A 20,171-nucleotide genomic window follows, 5' to 3' on the forward strand; every position below is an offset into this window, starting at 1 on the left:
GGAATGGTCCGTTACCGCGTGCGCGGTGGCAACGCACTGCGTGGAACCGCCTTCATCCAGGGCGCGAAGAACGCCGTGCTGCCGATGATCGGCGCGGCCCTGCTGGCCGCCAAGGGCCGCACCGTCCTGCGCAACGTGCCGATCATCGAGGACGTGCGCCGCGCCGTCGAGCTGGCCGAGTGCGTCGGCGCCTACGTCGAGCTGCACGAGTCCGAGCGCACGCTGGTGATCGACGCCTCCCGCCTGAACAGGCCGGTGCTGCCCGCCGAGATCGCCCGGCGCTTCCGCGGCTCCGTGCTGTTCACGCCCGCCCTGCTGCACCGGCTGGGCGAGGCCATCGTCGAGGGCGTCGGCGGCTGCAACCTCGGCAGCCGCAACCTCGACTTCCACTACCTGGGCTACAAGCGGCTGGGCGCCGTGGTGGACGAGGGCGAGACCGTCATCCACGTCAAGGCGTCCGGCCTGACCGGCGCCACGCTCTACCTCGACACCCCGTCCCACACCGGCACCGAGAACCTGATCATGGCCGCCGCCCTGGCCAAGGGCACCACCGTGATCGAGAACGCGGCGCTGGAGCCCGAGGTGCTCGACGTCATCGACATGCTCACCAAGATGGGCGCCCGGATCAGCGGCGGCGGCACCGGCTTCATCACCGTCGAGGGCGTCGAGGAGCTGCACGCCGTCGAGCACACGGTGATGCCCGACCGGCTCGACGCCGGGGTGTTCGCGATGGCCGCGGCCATCACGCAGGGCGAGCTCAGCCTCGTCGGCACCGGCCTCGACCTGGGCGTCGTCCGCTACAAGCTGGAGCAGATGGGCGTCGACTTCGCCCGCCAGGGCGCGGTGCTGCACGTGCGCTGCGACCGGCCGCTGCGGCCGATCAACATCATCACCGACACCTACCCGGGCTTCGCCACCGACCTGCAGTCGCCGATGATGACGGTGGCCGCGCTGGCCGACGGCACCAGCTACATCCACGAGCGGATCTTCGACGGGCGTTTCGCCCTGGCCGGCGAGCTGAACAAGATGGGCGCCAACGTGGAGGTCGACGGCAGCCGGGCGATCGTGCGCGGCGCCACGCCTCTCGCCGGCGCCCGAGTAACCGCCCATGATCTGCGCTCCGGTATTGCCCTGGTTCTCGCCGGACTGGCGGCCAAAGGCGAGACCGTCATCGACTCGGGTTACCTGATCGATCGCGGCCACGCAGATCTCGCCGTGCGAATGCGGGCACTCGGCGCGGACATTACACGAGAGATTTCCGAAGACTGAAAAGAGCCTGGAAAACCTCGTTGAGCTGCTAAAACACCTTGACGGACGGTCAACCAGAACGTCTTTCCGGAAAAGTCGGGCGTGACATTACGGCCCCCGCGAGCGATCGTTCCAAAAGAGAGCACTGCATCGGATCGCAGGATGGGACGAACATTGGTCGAGAGGGCCGAAGAAACACCCCGAGTGTCACGCCCGGGCGCCATGACACCGGACCTCACTATTGGCGTGGTCGGGCCCCATGATCTGGTCGAGCGGGTCATGCTCATGGGGCACGCGGCGGCACCGCTGCCGTGCCGTCTCGTGGCGGCCGCCTACCGTGACGAGCAGGAGGCGCCCGACAAGGTGACCCGGCTCGGCCCGGGCGTCGACGCGTGTCTGTTCGCCAGCCCGGTCCCGTACGACCTGGCGAGGCGTTCCGGCGTGCTGACGATGCCCGCCACGTACGTCCAGCTGGGCGGGGCGGCACTGGTGGCGGCACTGGCCAAGGCGGCGCTGGATCCGCGCGTCGACCCGCAACGGGTCAGCGTGGACGTGGTCAGCCGGGCCGACGTCGAGGAGGCGTACACCGATCTCGGGATTCCGGCGGCGGACGTGCACAGCCGTGACGAGCCCGGCGCGACCGGGACGATCGCCGCCTTCCACGAGCGGCTGTCGCGCCAGGGCGCCACGACGGGGGCGCTGACGTGCCTGCCGGCGGTGGCGGAGCGGTTGCAGGCGGCGGGCGTTCCGGTCATCCGGGTGCGGCCGACGTCGGCGGCGGTGCGCACCGCGCTGCACACGGCCGCGCTGCTGGGCGCGCATCACCGGCTTGAGGAGTCACAGCTCACGGTCGTGCTGGTGGAGGTGCCGACGCTGCGCGAGCCGGTACGGCGCGCGGCTCCCCGCTACTGGCGGGACGAGCTGCGGCTGTCGCTGCACCGGCTGCTCGTCCAGGAGGCCAACCGGATCAACGCCACGGTGTGGCCGATCGACGACCACAGCTACCTGGTCACCGCGACCCGGGGCTCGATCGCCTCGGCCACCGACGGGTTCCGGGTGCTGCCGTTCGCGGCCAGGATCCGCGACGAGCTGGGGCTGGCGGTCGAGGTGGGCGTGGGCATGGGCCGCACGACGCACGACGCCGAGTCGCACGCACGGGCCGCGCTGGCGCGCACGCAGGCGGGCAAGCAGGCCCAGGGGTTCGCGGTGGACCGGGAGGGGCGGGCGCTCATCCCCGCGCCCCGGATGCCGCCGACGGGGTCCACGGCGCTCAAGCCGAAGGGGGTCGAGGTGCTGGCCCGGCTGGCCGCCAAGCTGGAGGGCGGCGACACCGTGGTGGACGCCGAGGGCGCCGGGAAGATGCTGGGGGTGACGCCGCGTACGGCTCGGCGGTTGCTGCGCACGCTGGTTGACGAGGGACTCGCGTGGCCGCTGCCGCCGAACCGCACGCCGCAGCCCGGGCGCCCGCGCCAGCTCTACCGGCTCATCGTGGAGAAGCTCGGCCCGCGCTGACGCTTCTCCTCCAGGTACGGGCCCGCCGTCATCCCTTCCCCCTCTGACGGCGGCGGGCCTCTTCACCGGGTGCGGGGTGTACGGCAGCGGACCTCTTCACCGAGTGAGGGGTGGGTCGTCTTCACTCTGGGTGAGATTCAGGGGTTGGCCGCGCCGGAACACGGGTATGAATGGCGACGCCCCCGATCGACAGGATTCGGACGGGGGCACCAAAAGCCTCCGCCGCTCCCCGTCAGCAGGCGCACGTGAGCGGGTCCACCGGGCGACCGGCGGGCCCGTCGATCGAGTCGACGGCCAGCCCCTCACGGGCCCAGTATTCGAAGCCGCCGATCATCTCCTTGACCTTGTAGCCCAGCTTGGCGAACTCCAGCGCGGCCCGGGTGGAGCCGTTGCAGCCGGGCCCCCAGCAGTAGGTCACGACGGTGGCGTCCGGCGGCACGAGGCCGGGGGCGCGGGCGGCGATCTCGGCGGTGGGCAGGTGGAGCGCGCCGGGGATGTGGCCCTGGTCCCAGCTCCTCTCGTCGCGCGAGTCGACGACGACCAGGCCCGTGACCCCGGCGGCCAGGTCGGCGGCCACGTCGGAGACGTCGGTCTCGAAGGCCAGGCGGGCGGCGAAGTGGGCGAGCGCGGCCGGGGTGTCGGCGGCGGGCACGGCGGTCACGACGGACGCAACGGGCATGGTTTCTCTCGTTTCCTCGCAGGTCGGGGACGGGTTCGATGCTGTCAGCCCGCGCGCCGGCGGAGAAGTGGCACGAATGCCGACTATCGATAAGATCTCGCCAGATTTCCTCGTCCGGTACCCGCCGGGAAGCTGTCGGAGCCGGGGTCTATTGTCATGAGTCATGACACGTGACACCACTGACCGGCGATCCTCGCTCCTCGTGTGGGGAGCGCTGGCCATCGTCTACGTGGTCTGGGGCTCCACCTACCTCGGCATCGCCATCGTCATCGAGACGATGCCGCCCATGCTCAGCGGGGCGCTGCGCTTCATCACCGCCTCGGTGCTGCTCGGCGGGATCCTGCTGGTGCGCAAGGGCACGGCGGCGTTCCGGATGACGCGCCGACAGTTCGGCGGCGCCGCGCTCGTCGGCCTGCTGCTGCTGACCGGCGGCAACGGCATGGTCGCGGTGGCCGAGCAGCACATCTCCAGCGGCCTGGCCGCCCTGCTCGTCGCCTCGGTGCCGCTGTGGCTGGTGGTCTTCCGCATCGCGGCCAGGGACCGGCCCGGCGTGCTCACCCTCGCCGGGGTGCTCGTCGGCTTCGCCGGGGTCGCCGCGGTGTCGCTGAGCGGCGGCGCGACCGGCGACACGGCCGGCGTCGTGGTGATCCTGGTGGCGTCCGCGTCCTGGTCGATCGGCTCGTTCCTGTCGGGCCGCATCCAGATGCCCGCCAACCCGTTCGCCGCCAGCACGATCGAGATGGTGGTCGGCGGCGCCGGCATGATCGCCGTGGGCCTGACGGCCGGCGAGCGGCTCGACCTCGCCGCGGTCTCCGGCCGTTCGTGGGCGGCGCTGGCCTACCTGGTGCTCGTGGGCTCGCTGATCGGCTTCACCGCCTACAGCTGGCTGCTCGGCAACGCGCCCATCTCGCTCGTGTCGACGTACGCCTACGTCAACCCGGTTGTGGCGGTGCTCCTCGGCATGCTGGTGCTCGACGAGCAGGTGACCGGGCAGATCGTGCTGGGCGGTCTGGTCATCCTGGTGGGCGTCGCCCTCGTGGTGTCCACCGAGCGACGCTCCAGAGCGTCCAGGAAGGCCGAAGGGGAGGCGGTGAAGGTCTGACCCCTCGGGACAGGCCCTAGCCCTTCAGGAACGCGCCCGCGGCCTTCAGGAAGGCGTCGTTGGCCTCCGGGTCGCCGATCGAGACCCGGGCGCCCTCGCCCTCGAACGGCCGCACCGCCACGCCCTCCACCGCGCAGGCGGCGGCGAAGTCCATCGTGCGCTCGCCGGTGCGCAGCCAGACGAAGTTCGCCTCCGTGGGCGGCACCGTCCAGCCCTGGGCGATGAGCGTCTCGCGCACCCGGGTGCGCTCCTTGACCACCGCGTCGACCCGTTCGAGCAGCTCGTCCTCGGCCTTCAGCGAGGCGATCGCGGCGATCTGCGCCAGGTGGTTGACCGCGAACGGGATGATCGTCTTGCGCACCGCCGTCGCCACCGGCTCGTGCCCGACCAGATAACCGACCCGCAGCCCCGCCAGCCCGTACGCCTTGGAGAACGTGCGCAGCACGCACACGTTGGGCCGGTCGCGGTAGAGGGTCAGGCCGTCGGGCACCGACTCGTCGCGCACGTACTCCCGGTAGGCCTCGTCCAGCACCACCAGCACGTCCTGCGGCACCCGGTCGAGGAACGCCACCAGCTCGCGCTCGCGGACCGCCGTGCCGGTCGGGTTGTTCGGGTTGCACACGAACACCATGCGGGTCTCGGGCGTGATCGCCTCCGCCATGGCGTCGAGGTCGTGCTGCTCGTCGGCCAGCGGCACCCGTACGGACGTGGTGCCGGACAGGTCGGCCAGCAGCGGGTACGCCTCGAACGACCGCCACGCGTAGACGACCTCCGCGCCCGGCTCGCCCACGGTCTCGAACAGCTGCTGCGCCACCGTCACGGACCCGGCGCCCAGCGCGATGTGCTCGAACGGCACCCCGAACCGCTCCGCGATCGCCTCGGTCAGCTTGATCGCGCCGGGGTCGGGATAGCGGTTGACCTGCCGTGCCCCCTCGGCGATCGCCTCCACCACCGAAGGCAGCGGGTCATAGGGCGACTCGTTGGAGGACAGCTTGTACGACCGGCCGTCGGGGGTGGTGACGGCCTTGCCCGGCTTGTAGGCGGGCATCGTGTCCAGAATCGTGCGGAAACGAGGCATGGCCTTACCTTATGGCAGCCGGTCGGGGGCCTTCCCGGTCACTCCTTGAGGGAGCGCAGCATCGGGGGATGCAGCAGCTCGGCGGGGCCGCGGCGGTAGAGCTTGGCCGGGCGGCCGCCGTCGCGGGTGGTGGTGGCGCCGGTCTCGACGAGGAAGCCCTCGGCCTTGGTGACCTTGCGGTGGAAGTTGCGCGGGTCGAGCGTCCGGCCCCAGACGATCTCGTACACGCGGCGCAGGTCGGCGACCGTGAACTCCGGCGGGCAGAAGGCGGCGCCGAGCGCGGTGTATTCGAGCTTGCTGCGGGCCCGCTCGACGCCGTCGAGCATGATGCGGCGGTGGTCGAAGGCCATGACGGTCAGCGTGTCGACCGGCTGCCAGCTCATGTGGGCCTTCTCCGAGGCGGGCAGGTCGGGGGCCAGGCCGAGGTAGGCGACGCTGAGGACGCGCTGGCGGGGGTCGCGGTCGGGGTAGCCGTAGGTCTGGAGCTGCTCCAGGTGGACGGGGGCGCCCGGGAGGCCGGCGCGCTCGGCGAGGATGCGGTGGGCCGCGGCCGGCAGGTCCTCGTCGAGCTGGATGAACCCGCCCGAAAGCGACCAGCGGCGCAGGAACGGCGGGTTGTCGCGCCGCCACACGAGCGCGCTCAACGCCTGGTGTCGTACGGTGAGCACGACCAGGTCGACGCTGACCGGGATGCTCGGAACCATGCCAGGCACGTTACACGGCCCCGGCGCCGGTCAGGCCGCGATGCGGACGTGCAGCGGCTCGGTGGTCTCCTGGCCCGCCGCGGTCCTGACGCGGATCCTGACCCATTCCCCGGCCGGGACCAGCGTCCAGTCGAACGGCACCCAGGCCGTGACCATGTGCTCGGGCAGCTCCTCCAGCGGGTCGAGGTCCAGCCAGCCGGCCTCGGCGACGACGATCTCCTTGGAGCCGCCGGACCATTCGATGCTGACGGTGCCGTCCTTGAGGTTGTAGCCGCGCACCTCGACGCCGTCCTGGGGGGCGCGGGCGCGCCTGATGGCGTCGACGGCGATGGGCCGCTGCCAGTCCTTCTTGAGCTCGCTCTCCAGCGACGGCGTGCCGCAGGTCATGTAGTCGCTCCACATGTACGAGACGATCTTCTGCACGTAGCGGCCGGCCATGGTGACGGCCTGGTCGAGGCGCTTCTTGTCGGTCTTGCCCCGGGTGCCCTGGGGGGCGCACGGCTTGTCGCCGGACGGCTCGAACGCCTCCACGTTCGCCCAGAGCTGCACGTTGAAGCCGGCCTCCAGCATCTCCTCGCGGGCGGTCGCCATCTCGCGGTAGTAGTCGCGGGTGGAGCCGTGGTAGGCGATGCCGTACGTGGTCTCGCCGACGATGGAGCGCAGCCGCTCGTCCACCTCCTCGTCGCGCTGGTCGGGCCAGAACAGGCCCACCTTGCCGGTGCCGCGGCTGTCCTGCGGGGCGATGATGCCGACCCCGGTCCTGGTCAGCGCCTTGAACGCGGCGGCGACCTGGGCGGGCGTCTGGCCGAAGGCGACCCGCTTGCGCGCGTCGAGGTAGGGGCTGATCAGGATGGGCTTCTCCGGCAGCTCCTGCTGGACGATCTTGTGCTGGTCGGCGTACACCTGGAGGGTCGGGTGCTCGTCGGTCAGCGACTCGCTCATCTGCACCTCGAACGGCTGGTAGACGCCGCCGAGCGACCCGCGGTCGGCGAAGCGCGCGCCGTAGTCCTGGAGGATGCGCCGGGTGAGCGTGGTCAGCGTGCCCAGATGCTCCGGGTTGGCCCTGATCTGCACCTTCGGGTCGCGCGGCGCCAGCGGCAACGCCGGGAACACCCGCACGCCGAACCGGTCACCCAGGTCGAGCAGCTCGGTCAGGCTGTCCTCGGGCGCGCCCGCGATCAGGATCAGGTCGTACGTCCTGGCCCGGCTGAAGTCGCAGGTCGGGTCGTCGGAGCCGTCCATCGGGGCCAGGACGCGGAAGTAGAGGTGCTTGCCGCCCCGGATCGTGCGCTCCATCGGCGCGCACCTGAACAGGCCGGGGCCGAACGACTCGTCGGTGCGGTAGACGTACGTGCGCCCGATGCGGTTGTCCGGGTTGGCCGCCTCCAGGTCGCGCACGGCGGCGGCGTGGCAGGACAGGCCGTCCTCGACGCAGTCCTCGTAGCGGGCGTCGACGGTGCCGTCCTTGGCCTGGACGAAGCCGTCGTCGTCGACCGTGCGGTACTGCAGGCCGTAGCCGATCCTGATGACGGTGTCGCCGCCGACCTGGTGGATCTCCTGGAACTGGCGGCGCCAGGTGCACGGGTTGGACCGGGGGGTCACCCAGTAGCCGGTGACGGCGTACGGGGCCTTTTCGCCGGTGTCGAACGTTCCGCACGGGTCGGTGAAGCCGGGGACCGACGGGGTCCGCTCGGTCTCGCTCGGCGTCGGGCGCGCGGTGCGGGTGGCGGTCCTGACGGGTTCGTCGTCGGGCAGCACCACGATCACGGCCCCCACCGCGGCCAGGATCGCTGCCCCCAGGAGTACGAAGAGCCAGCGCACGTTCAGGAACCTACCGCCCTCATGATCTGCCCGGGATAAACGCTTATCGCTTGACGCCGGCCCAGGCTTCGAGCTGCGAGACGAACCGCTTGGCGGAGTTGGGCCAGTGGTGGTTCGCGCGTGCCGCCGCGTAGCCGCGCGCGCCCTGCGCCCGGCGCTCGCGCACGTCGTCCCTCAAGGTCAGCACCGCCTGGGCCACGGCCTTCGGGTCCTCCCAGGGCACCACGACGCCGCTCTCGTAGCGCTCCACGAGCTCGACCGCGCGCGGGGACGGCGTGGTGATCACCGGGATGCCGTGCGCCATGTACTCCACGATCTTCGTGGGCATCGAGTGGCGGTAGTTCGGCTCGTCGTGCAGCAGCGACAGGCCGGCCAGCGCGCCGTCGAGCCGCTTGAGCGCCTCGTCGTTCGGCATGAAGTCGCGCCACTCCAGCAGCCCGTCGGCGACCGCCTGGTTGAGCAGCGGCCGGCTCTGCGGGTCGGCGTAGCCGATCAGCTCGACCGTCACCCGGTACGGCTGGAGCAGCTTGGCGACCTCGATCGACTCCATCACCCCGCGCGCCCTGGACAGCCAGCCGAGGTAGACCACCCGGTCGTCGCCCGGCGGCGTCACCGAGTCGGGCACCCACGTCTCGTTCGGCACGATCAGGTGGGCGTGCTTGAACCGGCCCGCGTAGGCCGTCTCGGCCAGCAGCAGGTGCAGGTTGCTCTCGGCGGCGCCCTCCAGCATGCGGGCCAGGAAGCGCGCCGGCGGGCGCAGCGGCGCGGGCAGCCACGGCTTGAGCGACAGCGTCGCCGGGGTGTCCTCGTGCACGTCCCACACGACCGGCGGCCTGTTGCGCACGCCCCAGACGGCGAACAGCAGCTCAGGGTCGTGGATCAGCACCAGGTCGACCTTGCCGCGCATCCGCTTGAACAGCCTGCGGGCCTGCCAGGTGGCCGACAGCCTCTTGCGCTGGACGGCCCTCGGGAGGTCGGCGCCGTTCACCCACGGCCTCGGCACCACGCCGTGGGCGGTGAAGGGGGCGGCGTACGTGACCTCATGACCGGCATCCACGAGTGCGCGGATCTGCCTATGCAGAATTCTCGCGTCCTCGGGGTTATGCACCACCGTCATGACGAGCACGTGCACTGCGCGCAGCCTTCCGTCGCTACAGCCGCTCGACGCGTTCACCCTCGGTGAGAACACCGCGGGTGTCGAGCACGAGCCGGGCCTTAGCCTCGACCATGCCGAGGTCGAACGCGGCGTGCTGCTGCAACAGCAGCGTCACGTCGGCGTCGGCCACGGCCTGGGCCAGATCTTCCTCACGCCCGACGGGCGTGCCGTCTACCGACCACTCCTTGACGTACGGGTCCGCGAACGTGAGCTCGGCCCCCAGCTCCAGCAGCGCACGCGCCACGGGCAGGGCCGGGGTTTCACGCTCGTCGGCGATGTCCGGCTTGTAGGTTACGCCGAGCAGGACCACCCGGGCGCCGTTGACTGCCTTCTTGTGCCTGTTGAGCAGGCGCTGCACGCGGGCCACCACGTACGACGGCATCCGCTCGTTGATCTCCTGGGCCAGCTCGACGAACCGGAACGGGTAGCCGAGCTTGCGGACCGTGTAGGACAGGTAGGACGGGTCGACGGGGATGCAGTGCCCGCCGACGCCCGGCCCCGGCAGGAACTTGTGGAACCCGAACGGCTTGGTCGCCGCCGCCTCGATCGCTTCCCACAGGTCGACGCCGAGCTCGTCGCAGAAGATCGCCATCTCGTTGACGAGCGCGATGTTGACGTGCCGGTAGGTGTTCTCCAGCAGCTTGGCCATTTCGGCCTCGCGGGTGCCGCTGACCGGGACGACCTGCTCGATGAACTGGCCGTAGAAGGCCGTGGCCCGGTCGCGGCAGGTCAGCGTGTAGCCGCCGACGACCTTGGGGGTGTTGCGCAGGCCGTACTTGGGGTTGCCCGGGTCGATGCGCTCGGGCGAGAAGGCCAGGTGGAAGTCCTCGCCGGCGACGAGGCCGGAGGCTTCGAGCAGCGGGCGGGCCACCTCGTCGGTGGTGCCGGGCCAGGTGGTGGACTCCAGGACGACGAGCGTGTCCTTGGTGAGGTTGCGCGCGACGGTCTGGGTGGCGCCCTCGACCGCGGACAGGTCGGGGCGGTGGTCCTCATCCAGCGGCGTCGGCACGCAGATGACGATCGTGTTGCTCCGGGCCAGTACGGACTCGTCGAGCGTGGCGCGGAAACCGTTGGCCAGCATGTGCTCGAGGTCGGCGTCGGTCAGGTCATCGATGTAGGACTGCCCGGCGTTGAGCGCGTCGATCTTCCGGGGGTCGACGTCCACGCCGACGACCCGCAGCCCGGCGGCCACAGCCTCTTTGGCGAGAGGCATGCCGACGTAGCCCAGACCGATGACAGCCAAGTCGATTTCTGTCACAGCAGTGCCTTGGAGAGCCGGAAACAACACTTCATGGTCGCAAAGGTTATCTCAAGTCCACCTAGCTCACGCCTAATGCGACCGAACCCGTCACAACAGACAGCCAATCCGTAGGTCATCATTCGGCAAGCGATCGGTAGAGAGCCTGATATGTCTCGGCAACGCGGCTCCACGTGCGCTTCGCCGCGACTTCCGCCCGGCCCGCCTCGCCCATCTCGGCGCGCTTGGCCGGGTCCTGGGCGAGCCCCGCCAGCGCCTTGGCCAGCGCCTCCGGGTCGCCGGGCGGCACCAGCATGCCCGCCCCGTCGGAGCCGACGAGCTCGGACAGCGCCGGCAGGTCGCTGAGCACCACGGGCTTGCCCAGCGCCATCGCCTCGACCGGCTTGAGCGGCGTGACGAGCCGGGTGACCCGCAGGTCCTCGCGGGGGCAGACGAAGATGTCGATGGCGTCCTGGGCCTGCAGCGCCTCGTCGGGGCCGACCCGGCCGGGCAGGATCGCCGTGGTCAGGTTCAGCTCCTCGACGAGCTCCAGCAGGTTGGCCCGCTCGGTGCCGTCGCCGACGAGCAGCACCCGCACCGGGGCGCCCTCGTCGCGCAGCAGCGCCGCCGCGCGCAGCAGTGTGGCGAATCCCTCGTAGGCGACGATGCTGGACACCGAGCCGACGACGATCTCCTTGTCGCCGATGCCCATCTCGCGGCGGAACGACGCCCCGTCGTAGTGGGCGGTCAGCAGCGCGTCGTCGACCGCGTTGGGGGCCAGGTGGATGCGCTCGCGGGGCACGCCCCGCTCGACGATCTCCGCCGCCATCGTCTCGGCCAGCGTGACGACCGCGTCGGCCTCGTTCATCAGGAACGCCTCGCGCTCGCGCTGGAGCACGTGGCGCTGGCTGCCGATGCGGACCGGGTCACGCGAGGCCCAGGTCTCCTCCAGGAACCCGCGCACCTCGTACACGAACGGCGTGCCGGTGCGCTCGCGCACCGCGTGGGCCACCGAGCCGTTGCGGTGGTCGGTGGCGGCGTGCAGCACCTGCGGCCGGAGCTGGGCGACCAGCGTGGTGACGGCGTCGGCGCCCCGCACCATGCGGCCGTGCATCTCGAACGGCACCTCGCCGTGCCCGTCGGGCATGTGGCGGTAGTAGGGGATGCCGTCGATCTCCTCGTACGGGGCGGCGTCGGCGTGGCCCTGGAGCATGGGCCAGCCCCAGCTCGTGACCACGTGCGGGTCGAGGCCGGCGGCCTTCTGCGCGGTGACGATGCGGTGGGTGCGGACCGTGTAGCCGGCCTGCGTGTAGGGCAGCGCGTTGGTGACCAGGTGGACCACTCGCCCGGCCACCCGCTCCAGGATCGCCACCTTGGGGCCCGGCGGGATCGGGTCGGGGCTGATCGCCGCCAGCTCGCCCCGGTAGTACTGGTAGCGGCGCTTGACGAACGGGTACTTGATGAACGGCTCCAGCACGTCACCGGCCTGGCTGACGCGGCCGGTGTTCCAGTGCTCCTTGGCCTCGTCCCAGGGCGCGCGGACCATGCGCATGCCGAGCTTGCGGGCGATGTGCCGGGCCTTGCGCGCGGCGGGCCAGGCGACGCTGCCCACGACCGGACGCAGGCGCGGCGGCATGGCGTCTGCCGCCGCCTGGGCGGCCCTGACCGGATCGGCCCGCACCTTCGTCACGACGACGCGGGTCACGATGATCGGATGCTGGATGAAGCCCTTCAGAAGTCCACCGACGCCGGCACGGGCAGACTTCGCGGAAACCCCAGCGGAAACTTTTGAGGAGTCTTGACGACTGGCGTCGGATGCCACGCGGTGACCGTACCATAGGCAGCGTTTTTTCCCTTCCGCTATGAAAGGCGAGGTCAATGAGGGAGAACCCCCTGGTCCTGCACGTTCTGGGCGCTCGTCCCAATTTCGTGAAAGCGGCCCCGGTGGTGCGAGCACTCGGCGAGCTCGGCGTGCGGCAGGGCATCATCCACACCGGTCAGCACTACGACGCCCTGATGTCGGACGTGTTCTTCGCCGACCTGGGCCTGCCCGAGCCGGTGGCCAACCTGGGCGTCGGCTCCGGCAGCCACGCCAAGCAGACCGCCGCGCTGCTCGTCGGCCTGGAGGAGACGTTCGAGCAGCAGCAGCCCGACCTGGTGGTCGTCTACGGCGACGTGAACTCGACGCTGGCCGCCATCCTCGTCTGCGCCAAGCTCGGCATCCGCACCGCGCACGTCGAGGCGGGGCTGCGCTCGTTCGACCGCGGCATGCCGGAAGAGGTCAACAGGATCGTCACCGACTCCCTGTCCGACCTGCTGTTCGCCACCTCCCCTGACGCGCTGTCGCACCTCGCGGCCGAGGGCGTGCCCGCTTCCAAGGTGCACCTGGTCGGCAACCCGATGATCGACAGCCTGTTCTCGGCGCTGCCGTCGCTGGACCCGGCTCCGGTCGTCGAGCGGCTGGGCCTGACCGGCCGCTACGCCGTGGCGACGCTGCACCGCCCGGCCAACGTCGACACCCCCGAGGCGGCCCGTGAGCTGGTCTCGGCCGTGCTGGAGGTGTCGCGGCAGATCCAGATCGTGGTGCCGATCCACCCGCGCGGCCGCACCCGGCTGGCCGAGGCGGGGCTCGTGGACGGCCCGTCGATCAAGGTGGTCGACCCGCTGGGCTATGTGGACTTTCTCTCACTCGTACGGGGCGCCGCGCTGGTCGTCACCGACTCCGGCGGCGTGCAGGAGGAGACGACCATGCTGGGCGTGCCCTGCCTGACCGTGCGGCCCAACACCGAGCGCCCGGTCACGATCACGCACGGCACCAACCGGCTGGTCACCCCGGCCCTGCTGCCGGCCGCCGCCGAGAAGGCGCTGGCCGACGGGGCGGTCACGCCCTCGGGCGAGCTGCCGCCGCTGTGGGACGGCGCCGCCGGGCCGCGCATCGCCCGGGTGATCTCGGCCTGGCTGAAGGGGGACAACCTCTCGCCCGCCGCCCAGGGGACCCGATCCGAGTAAAACCCCCATTTCGTACGGTGTCCGCCGTACTATGACAATCCTCCGCAGAGCGATAGGCGATACCCCATGGCCGAAACCCCAGAAGAGCCCGCGTTCCAGCGGCTCGGTCCCGTCAACTGGCTGCCTGAGGAGCGCAAGGTCGTCGAGCGCTACGAGGCGGAGGTCGTGGAGCTGCGCAGGCGGCTGGAGATCGCCGAGGCCAAGGCCGCCTACGCCACCTGGAAGCTGGAGGCCACCCAGGCCAAGCGGACGTTCAAGCTCGGCGAGGCGATCGGGTCCAAGAGCCCCGGCAGGGTGCTCGACGCCGTCCGCTCCCGCGAGCGCGCCCCCAAGCCGCCCGTCCCGGTCACCGAGGTCGTCGAGGCCGCCGGGAAGCGGCCGCCCCGGGTCGAGATCCCGCCGGTCAAGTGGCCGCTCGGCCCGGTCAACCGGCCGGACCTGAAGGTGGCCGTGATCCTGGACGACTTCTCCAGGATGGCGTTCCGCTACGAATGGGACCAGATCGAGTTCGGGCTCAAGGACTGGCCGGAGATCTTCGCCGAGCGGCGGCCCGATCTGCTGTTCTGCGAGTCGGCCTGGCACGGCAACCAGGGGCGCTGGCGCTACCAGATGACCGGGACCAACGCGCCCAAGGAGCCGCTGCGGGAGCTGGTCGCCTGGTGCAAGGCGGAGGGCATTCCCACGGTCTTCTGGAACAAGGAAGATCCGCCCAACTTCGACTTCTTCATCGACACGGCCAAGCTGTTCGACTACGTGTTCACGTGCGACGGCGACATGGTGCCGAAATATCGCGAAATATTGGGACATGATCGGGTTGATGTGTTGCAGTTCGCGGCGCAGCCGCGCGTGCACAACCCGATCCAGCAGAAGCAGGGCCGCCTGCACGACGTCGTCTTCGGCGGCATGTACTTCCGCGACAAGCACCCCGAGCGCCGCGAGCAGATGGAGATCGTCCTCGACCCCGTCCGCGAGCTCGGCCTGCACATCTTCGCCCGCAACGGCGAGGTGGACGAGAAGTACGCCTGGCCGGAGAAGTACCGCCCGCACATCGTCGGCGAGCTCCCCTACGACCAGATGCTCGCCGCGTACCGGATGTACAAGGTCTTCCTCAACGTCAACTCGGTGCTGGACTCGCCCACCATGTGCGCGCGGCGCGTCTTCGAGCTGTCGGCCTGCGCCACCCCGGTCGTCTCCGGCTGGTCCCGGGCCATCGAGGAGACGTTCGGCGACCTCGTCCCCATCGCCCGCGAGCCGATCGAGTCGTACAACCAGGTCCTGCACCTGATCAACAGCCCCGAGCTGCGCGCCCGGATGGGGCACCTGGCGATGCGCGAGGTGTTCGACAAGCACCTGTTCTCGCACCGGGTGGACCAGATCCTCCAGCTTCTCGGCCGCCCCGTCACCCCGCGCACCCGGTCGATCTCCGTCGTGCTGCCCACCAACCGCGCCTCGCAGATCGAGCACGCGATCTCCTCGGTGGCCAAGCAGATCCACCGGCCGCTCCAGCTCGTCATGGTGCTGCACGGCCTCGACATCGACCCCGTCGTGGTGGCCGACAAGGCCCGCATGGCCGGCATCACCGACGTCGTCGTCCTGCCCGCCGCCCCCGAGCTTTCGCTCGGCGCCTGCATGAACCTGGGCATCGACGCCGCCGAGGGCGAGCTGATCGCCAAGATGGACGACGACAACCTGTACGGCGAGCACTACCTGTCGGACCTGGCCCGCTCCTTCGACTACACCGACGCCGAGCTGACCGGCAAGGGCGCCCACTACTCCTACTTCGAGGGCACCAACACCACGATGCTCCGCCTGCCCGGCCTGGAGCACCGCTACTCGTTCCTGGTGCAGGGCGGCTCGTTCCTCGGCAAGGCCGACATGTTCCGCTCCTACCAGTTCCCCGACCTGACGCGGGGCGAGGACACCCACCTGGTCCGCCGCCTCAAGGAGGACGGGGTCAAGATCTACTCGGCCGACCGGTTCAACTTCGTCTACTGGCGCAGCGCCGACGCCTCCATGCACACCTGGCAGGCGGACCACATCAAGCTGACCCGCAACGCCCAGTTCTCCTTCGTCGGGCGGCCGGACGACCACGTGCTCATCTGATAAAGGGGATGAATCCCTCCGGGCCCGGTGCGAGGCTGGGCCCGTGAGCAACACGCGTACCGTGATCCTTCTTGAGGGCGAGAGCGACAGGGCGGCGGTCGAGGCGCTGGCCCGGCGCCACGGCCTCGACCTGGCCGCCGAGGGCGTCTCCCCGGTGGCGATGGGCGGCGCCACGAACATCGGCGCCTACGTCGGCAAGTACGGCCCCGCCGGGCTCGGCCTCCGCCTGGCCGGTCTGTGCGACGCCGGGGAGGAAGGCGACTTCCGCAAGGCCCTGGAGCGCGCCGGGCTCGGCGCCGACCTCGGCCGCGACGGCCTGGAGGCGCTCGGGTTCTTCGTCTGCGTCGCCGACCTGGAGGACGAGCTCATCCGCGCGCTCGGGACCGACGCCGTCGAGCGGGTCATCGACGCCGAGGGCGACCTCGGCTCGTTCCGCACGCTCCAGCGGCAGCCCGCCTGGCGCGCGGGCAACACACACGACCAGCTCCGCCGGTTCATGGGGTCGGGCAGCGGCCGCAAGATCCGCTACTCCAGCCTGCTCGTCGACGCCCTGGACCTCGACCGCGTGCCGCGCCCCCTGGCCCTGCTCCTGGCCCACATCCGGCAGTCCTAGCACGTCCTGGTACGCCTGTTTACGTCCTAGTCGAGGACGGCGGTGGCCTCCACCTCCACCAGCAGGTCGGGCTCGCCCAGCGCCGCCACGCCCAGCAGCGTGATCGGCTTGACCGGGTCGACGCCCAGCCTGGCCGCCGCCCTGGCGACGCCCTCACCCAGCAGCGGCATCTTGTCGGGAGTCCAGTCGACGACGTAGACGGTCAGCTTGGCCACGTCGTCGAAGGACCCGCCGATCGCGGCCATCGCCGTGCCGATGTTGAGGTACGCCTGCTCGACCTGGGCCGCCAGGTCCCCCGCTCCCACCGGCGTCCCGTCGGCGTCACGCGCCACCTGCCCGGCCAGGAACACCAGCCTCGACCCGCTGGCGATCGACAACTGGCGGTAGACCTCCGGCTTCGGCAACCCGTCCGGGTTGACCAGCGTCACGCTCATCCCTGCTCCTTCACTCGTCGGGCATCCGCTCATAACATAGCAGCGCTATGTATTGTGGGGACATGGCGCGAACGAAGGACCCGGCGATCCGCTCCCTGCTCATCGACCGGGCGGCCCAGATGCTCGCCGCCCGGGAGCCCGTCACGCTCCGCTCCCTGGTCGCCGGCACCGGCGTGTCGACCATGGCCGTCTACACCTACTTCGACGGCATGGACGGCCTGTGGACCGCGATGCGCCAGGAAGGCTTCACCCGGCTCGCCGCCCGCCTCGCCGCCGTCACCCCCACGGACGACCCCGTACGCGACCTCGCGGCACTCGGCGCGGCCTACCTCTCGAACGCCCTGGCCTGCCCCGACCTGTATCGCGTGATGTTCGACGCCCGCTTCGAGCTGGCGGACGCAGCCGCCGCGGACGACACCCTGCACTGCCTCGTCACCGGCGTCGACCGCGCCCGGGCGGCCGGCCGCTTCCGCGCCGGCGTCGACCCGCTGGAGCTGGCCACGCAGAGCTGGATGATCGGACACGGCCTGGCGTCACTGGTCGCCACCGGCCCCCTGCCGCCGCAGACCCTTGCGCACGGCGTCCCCCTGCTGACCGCCCTCTTCGTCAGCGCCGGCGACACCCCCGACCGCTGCCGCCGATCGGTCGAACAGGGCTGGCACCCCTGACCCGCCCGGCCCGCACCCCGTCCGGTCCCTGCCCGTTCGGCCCTCACCCCGTTCGGCCCTCACCCCGCTCGGCCCTCACCCCGTTCGGGCTCGGTCAGGCGGTGGCGCGGGAGAGGTTGTGGTCGGCGAGGCGGCCGAGCTCCATGAGTCCGGCGCGCTTGACCTTCTGGCCGACGACCATGAGGCTCATCACGACGTTGCCCCGGCGGATGACGACCGAGCCGATCTGGGCGTTGCGGTCGCCGCCGGTGGCGGTGGTCAGGTAGGCGCGCGACTCGTCGCCCTGGCGCGGCATGGCGAGGTGCTGGGTGCGGTAGGTGACCTTGGTGCCCTGCACGTCGGCGTGGTAGGCGGTGCACTGCTTGGGGAGGGCGACCGGGAAGGCGCCGCGCGGGAGCTCGACGACGGCCTGGGTGATGGAGCCGCGCGGCGAGGCGAAGGCGATGACGGCGGCCGGGGCGCCGGCGATCTCGGGCTTGGCCGGGTCGAGCTGGGTGGCGCCGGCGCATTCGGGGCGGTCGAGCTTGGTCTGGCGGACGGCGGCCAGGCCCTCCTTGACGGACTTCAGGCTGCCGAAGGTGCCGATCTCGGGCCCGTACGCGACGCGCATGCCCTTGGGGGCGGGGAGCAGGGCGGTGCGGAGCTTGCCTGCCTGGGGGGCGGTGGAGGCGGCGGGCGGGGCGGCCTCGGGCTTGCTCTGGGCGGGGGGCTCGTCGGCGGAACAGCCGGTCATCGCGGTCACGGCGGTCATGGTGAGACATATTGCGGAAAGGGCCCTGAGCATGGTCGCTCCATTCGTCGGCACGGCATTGGATAAACGCTAAGGGAAGTCCGAGTGCCGGAGCCGGGCAACGCGAAATTGTGAGGCTTTGTCGCGTAAGCCCTGGTCAGTGAGCCCTTTGCGGCGCGGCAAAGGGGAATTTCCGGTACCAGGTCCTGCAAAATGTTGCCCGGCCTTCTGCGCGGCATGACGCGGCATTCGTACCGGAGTTTCGATGATCGCGGGATGAGTGACTTCACCGGACCGTCCATTTCGCGCCGCGACTTCTTCGACGGCGTCGCCGTGACGGCGGGCGCCGCGGTGCTGGCGTCACCGGACGCGGCCCTCGCCGCCGGCGGCCCGGCGGACCTGACCGGACCGGCCGGGCTGAGTGGGCTCACCGGGCCGGCCGGCGGGCTGCGGGGCGACACCGCGCAGGCGCTCAGCGTGCCGCACGCGCTGCGTGACGGCCGGTTCTGGCAGTACGCGGACCCCGGCGCCCCCACCGGCGAGGAGTACGACCTGGTGGTGGTCGGCGGCGGCGTCAGCGGCGTCAGCGCGGCCTACGCGTGGCTGCGCCGCGAGCCCGGGGCGCGGGTGCTCGTGCTGGACAACCACGACGAGCTCGGCGGCCACACGCGCGGCGAGGAGCTGCGTCCGGGCGGCTGGCCCGGGGCCGTGATCCGCACGCCCGAGGCCAGGGCGCTCGTCGAGGAGCTCGGGGTCCCCGCCGAGTCCACCGGGACGACGGTCAGGACGCGGGCGTACGACAGCGTGATGTGCGACCGGGAGAGCTTCGGCTCCGACGTGCTGGTCGGGCAGGACGGCGACGTCGAGGCGTGGGCCGGGCGGCTGCCGATCGCCGGGCAGGCCAGGCGGGACCTGGTGCGGCTGCACCGGGACCCGCCGGACTGGTTCCCCGGGCTGTCGCAGGAGGAGAAGGAGGAGCGGCTGGCGGGCCTGACGTACTCGGCGTTCCTGCTGGAGGTGTGCCGGGCGCATCCGGACGTGGAGCGGTTCTGCCGGACGATGTCCAGCGCGGCCTGGGGCTACGGGACGCGGGCCTTCGGCGCGATCGACGCCTGGGCGAGCGCGTACCCGGGGTTCGGCGGGCTCGGGCTGGACCGGGGCAAGCCGTCGCGGTTCAACTCGCCCACGGTCAAGCAGGAGTGGGAGCGGCCCGCGTACCGGCTGACCGGGGGTGTGCGGTCGCTGGTGGCGCGGATGGCCGGGCGCATGCCGGGGGCGCGGTTCCGGCTGTCGAGCCCGGTGGTGTCGGTGCGCGACGACGGGGCCGGGGTGGTCGTGGGCTACTTCGACGGGCACGCCGTCAGGACCGTGCGCGCCGGGGCGGCGATCCTGGCCTGCTGGCACATGGTCATCCCGTACCTGGTGCCGGACCTGCCGGACGATCAGCGCGCGGCGTTGCGGCAGGCGGTCAAGATGCCGCTGGTGGAGGCCGTGGTACGGCTGCGCCGCCCGCAGGAGTGGCGGGGCCGGGCCCGCTGGACGGGGGCGTACTGGACGGCGACGGAGGTGGACGGCACGCGGGCGCACCTGGTGGCGGCGCCGTGCCGCTCGGAGCTCGGCCCGGCGGAGGGGGCCGCGGCGGGGCGGCGGGAGCTCTTCAGGACGTCCTACGCGGCGCTGGAGCAGGGCGTGCGCGACCAGCTCGGGCGGCTGCTCGGGAGCGGGTTCGACCCGGCGGGGGACGTCGAGGCGATCACCGTCTACCGGTGGGGGCACGGGTTCGCGCCGGAGTACTGCCGGCCGTGGCACCCGTTCCATCCGGACGGGCCGTCGCCGGCGGAGGCCGCGCGGCGGCGGTTCGGCCGGATCGCGATCGCCGGATCCGACGCCGTGCCGGGCGCGCGGGCCGACGCGGCCATCAGCGCGGCACACCGCGCCGTGACGGAACTCCTCGCCGGGTAATCGCGTTGAACATCCCCTTGCTCCCCCTGCGCCAGACGCATAATCGGTGCTAGTCTCCTGTGCGATCTTCCGGAGGTGTATTTACACGAAGGTGTGAAATGCCCTCGACTCCGAG

The 20,171-nt window shown here is 71.3% G+C and carries 17 protein-coding genes; 8 read left to right on the forward strand and 9 right to left on the reverse strand.

What is annotated here, in order from left to right:
• Positions 1–3 precede the first annotated feature (3 nt).
• Entirely contained in the window at positions 4–1,269 is a 1,266-nt protein-coding gene (gene murA / locus ACBI99_RS17080; RefSeq protein WP_219498957.1) for a UDP-N-acetylglucosamine 1-carboxyvinyltransferase, read from the forward strand.
• A gap of 201 nt (positions 1,270–1,470) precedes the next feature.
• Positions 1,471–2,760 carry a GTP cyclohydrolase IIa gene (locus tag ACBI99_RS17085; protein WP_219498955.1) on the forward strand — a complete coding sequence of 430 codons (1,290 nt, stop codon included), beginning with the start codon at positions 1,471–1,473 and terminating at the stop codon, positions 2,758–2,760.
• A 232-nt stretch (positions 2,761–2,992) separates the two neighbouring features.
• On the opposite strand, the gene ACBI99_RS17090 is transcribed toward ACBI99_RS17085, so the two are convergent.
• A complete protein-coding gene (locus ACBI99_RS17090; RefSeq protein WP_219498952.1) occupies positions 2,993–3,439 on the reverse strand; it encodes a rhodanese-like domain-containing protein in 447 nt (148 codons plus the stop codon).
• A gap of 163 nt (positions 3,440–3,602) precedes the next feature.
• Between ACBI99_RS17090 and ACBI99_RS17095 the strand changes: the two genes are divergently transcribed.
• Positions 3,603–4,541, forward strand: coding sequence for an EamA family transporter (locus ACBI99_RS17095; RefSeq protein WP_219498949.1), 939 nt, complete (start codon positions 3,603–3,605; stop codon positions 4,539–4,541).
• Between the two features lie 16 nt (positions 4,542–4,557).
• On the opposite strand, the gene hisC is transcribed toward ACBI99_RS17095, so the two are convergent.
• From hisC to ACBI99_RS17125, 6 genes are all read right to left on the reverse strand, one after another.
• Positions 4,558–5,619: a histidinol-phosphate transaminase gene (gene hisC / locus ACBI99_RS17100; RefSeq protein WP_375072673.1), complete on the reverse strand. Its 1,062-nt coding sequence runs from the start codon at positions 5,617–5,619 to the stop codon at positions 4,558–4,560.
• 38 nt (positions 5,620–5,657) lie between these two features.
• Entirely contained in the window at positions 5,658–6,323 is a 666-nt protein-coding gene (locus ACBI99_RS17105) for an NUDIX domain-containing protein (protein ID WP_219498941.1), read from the reverse strand.
• Positions 6,324–6,353: 30 nt separating this feature from the next.
• Positions 6,354–8,144, reverse strand: coding sequence for a DUF4434 domain-containing protein (locus ACBI99_RS17110; protein WP_375072674.1), 1,791 nt, complete (start codon positions 8,142–8,144; stop codon positions 6,354–6,356).
• Positions 8,145–8,187: 43 nt separating this feature from the next.
• Positions 8,188–9,276: a glycosyltransferase gene (locus ACBI99_RS17115; RefSeq protein WP_219498936.1), complete on the reverse strand. Its 1,089-nt coding sequence runs from the start codon at positions 9,274–9,276 to the stop codon at positions 8,188–8,190.
• 19 nt (positions 9,277–9,295) lie between these two features.
• Positions 9,296–10,558: a nucleotide sugar dehydrogenase gene (locus ACBI99_RS17120; RefSeq protein WP_219498932.1), complete on the reverse strand. Its 1,263-nt coding sequence runs from the start codon at positions 10,556–10,558 to the stop codon at positions 9,296–9,298.
• 118 nt (positions 10,559–10,676) lie between these two features.
• Entirely contained in the window at positions 10,677–12,242 is a 1,566-nt protein-coding gene (locus tag ACBI99_RS17125; RefSeq protein ID WP_308125564.1) for a glycosyltransferase, read from the reverse strand.
• 173 nt (positions 12,243–12,415) lie between these two features.
• Between ACBI99_RS17125 and wecB the strand changes: the two genes are divergently transcribed.
• The 3 genes from wecB (at position 12,416) to ACBI99_RS17140 (ending at position 16,262) form a co-directional block, all read left to right on the forward strand.
• Positions 12,416–13,546: a non-hydrolyzing UDP-N-acetylglucosamine 2-epimerase gene (wecB, locus tag ACBI99_RS17130; RefSeq protein ID WP_357591732.1), complete on the forward strand. Its 1,131-nt coding sequence runs from the start codon at positions 12,416–12,418 to the stop codon at positions 13,544–13,546.
• Positions 13,547–13,612: 66 nt separating this feature from the next.
• Positions 13,613–15,649 (forward strand): glycosyltransferase, encoded by a 2,037-nt coding sequence (locus tag ACBI99_RS17135; RefSeq protein ID WP_219498922.1) that lies wholly within the window; start codon positions 13,613–13,615, stop codon positions 15,647–15,649.
• 43 nt (positions 15,650–15,692) lie between these two features.
• A complete protein-coding gene (locus ACBI99_RS17140; RefSeq protein ID WP_219498919.1) occupies positions 15,693–16,262 on the forward strand; it encodes a TOPRIM nucleotidyl transferase/hydrolase domain-containing protein in 570 nt (189 codons plus the stop codon).
• A 26-nt stretch (positions 16,263–16,288) separates the two neighbouring features.
• On the opposite strand, the gene ACBI99_RS17145 is transcribed toward ACBI99_RS17140, so the two are convergent.
• The gene (locus ACBI99_RS17145) at positions 16,289–16,696 is read right to left on the reverse strand and encodes a RidA family protein (protein WP_219498917.1); all 408 of its coding nucleotides are present in this window, start codon (positions 16,694–16,696) and stop codon (positions 16,289–16,291) included.
• Between the two features lie 62 nt (positions 16,697–16,758).
• Here ACBI99_RS17145 and ACBI99_RS17150 point away from each other — a divergent pair, with 62 nt between their 5' ends.
• Positions 16,759–17,364 (forward strand): TetR/AcrR family transcriptional regulator, encoded by a 606-nt coding sequence (locus tag ACBI99_RS17150; protein WP_219498914.1) that lies wholly within the window; start codon positions 16,759–16,761, stop codon positions 17,362–17,364.
• Between the two features lie 94 nt (positions 17,365–17,458).
• Here ACBI99_RS17150 and ACBI99_RS17155 read toward each other — a convergent pair whose 3' ends face one another.
• The gene (locus tag ACBI99_RS17155; protein ID WP_219498911.1) at positions 17,459–18,115 is read right to left on the reverse strand and encodes a hypothetical protein; all 657 of its coding nucleotides are present in this window, start codon (positions 18,113–18,115) and stop codon (positions 17,459–17,461) included.
• Between the two features lie 255 nt (positions 18,116–18,370).
• Between ACBI99_RS17155 and ACBI99_RS17160 the strand changes: the two genes are divergently transcribed.
• Positions 18,371–20,056, forward strand: a complete 1,686-nt coding sequence (locus ACBI99_RS17160) for an FAD-dependent oxidoreductase (RefSeq protein WP_375072675.1) — start codon at positions 18,371–18,373, stop codon at positions 20,054–20,056.
• The last annotated feature ends 115 nt before the right edge of the window (positions 20,057–20,171 follow it).

It is taken from the genome of Nonomuraea sp. ATR24 (assembly GCF_041950485.1).
Taxonomy (GTDB): domain Bacteria; phylum Actinomycetota; class Actinomycetes; order Streptosporangiales; family Streptosporangiaceae; genus Nonomuraea; species Nonomuraea ceibae.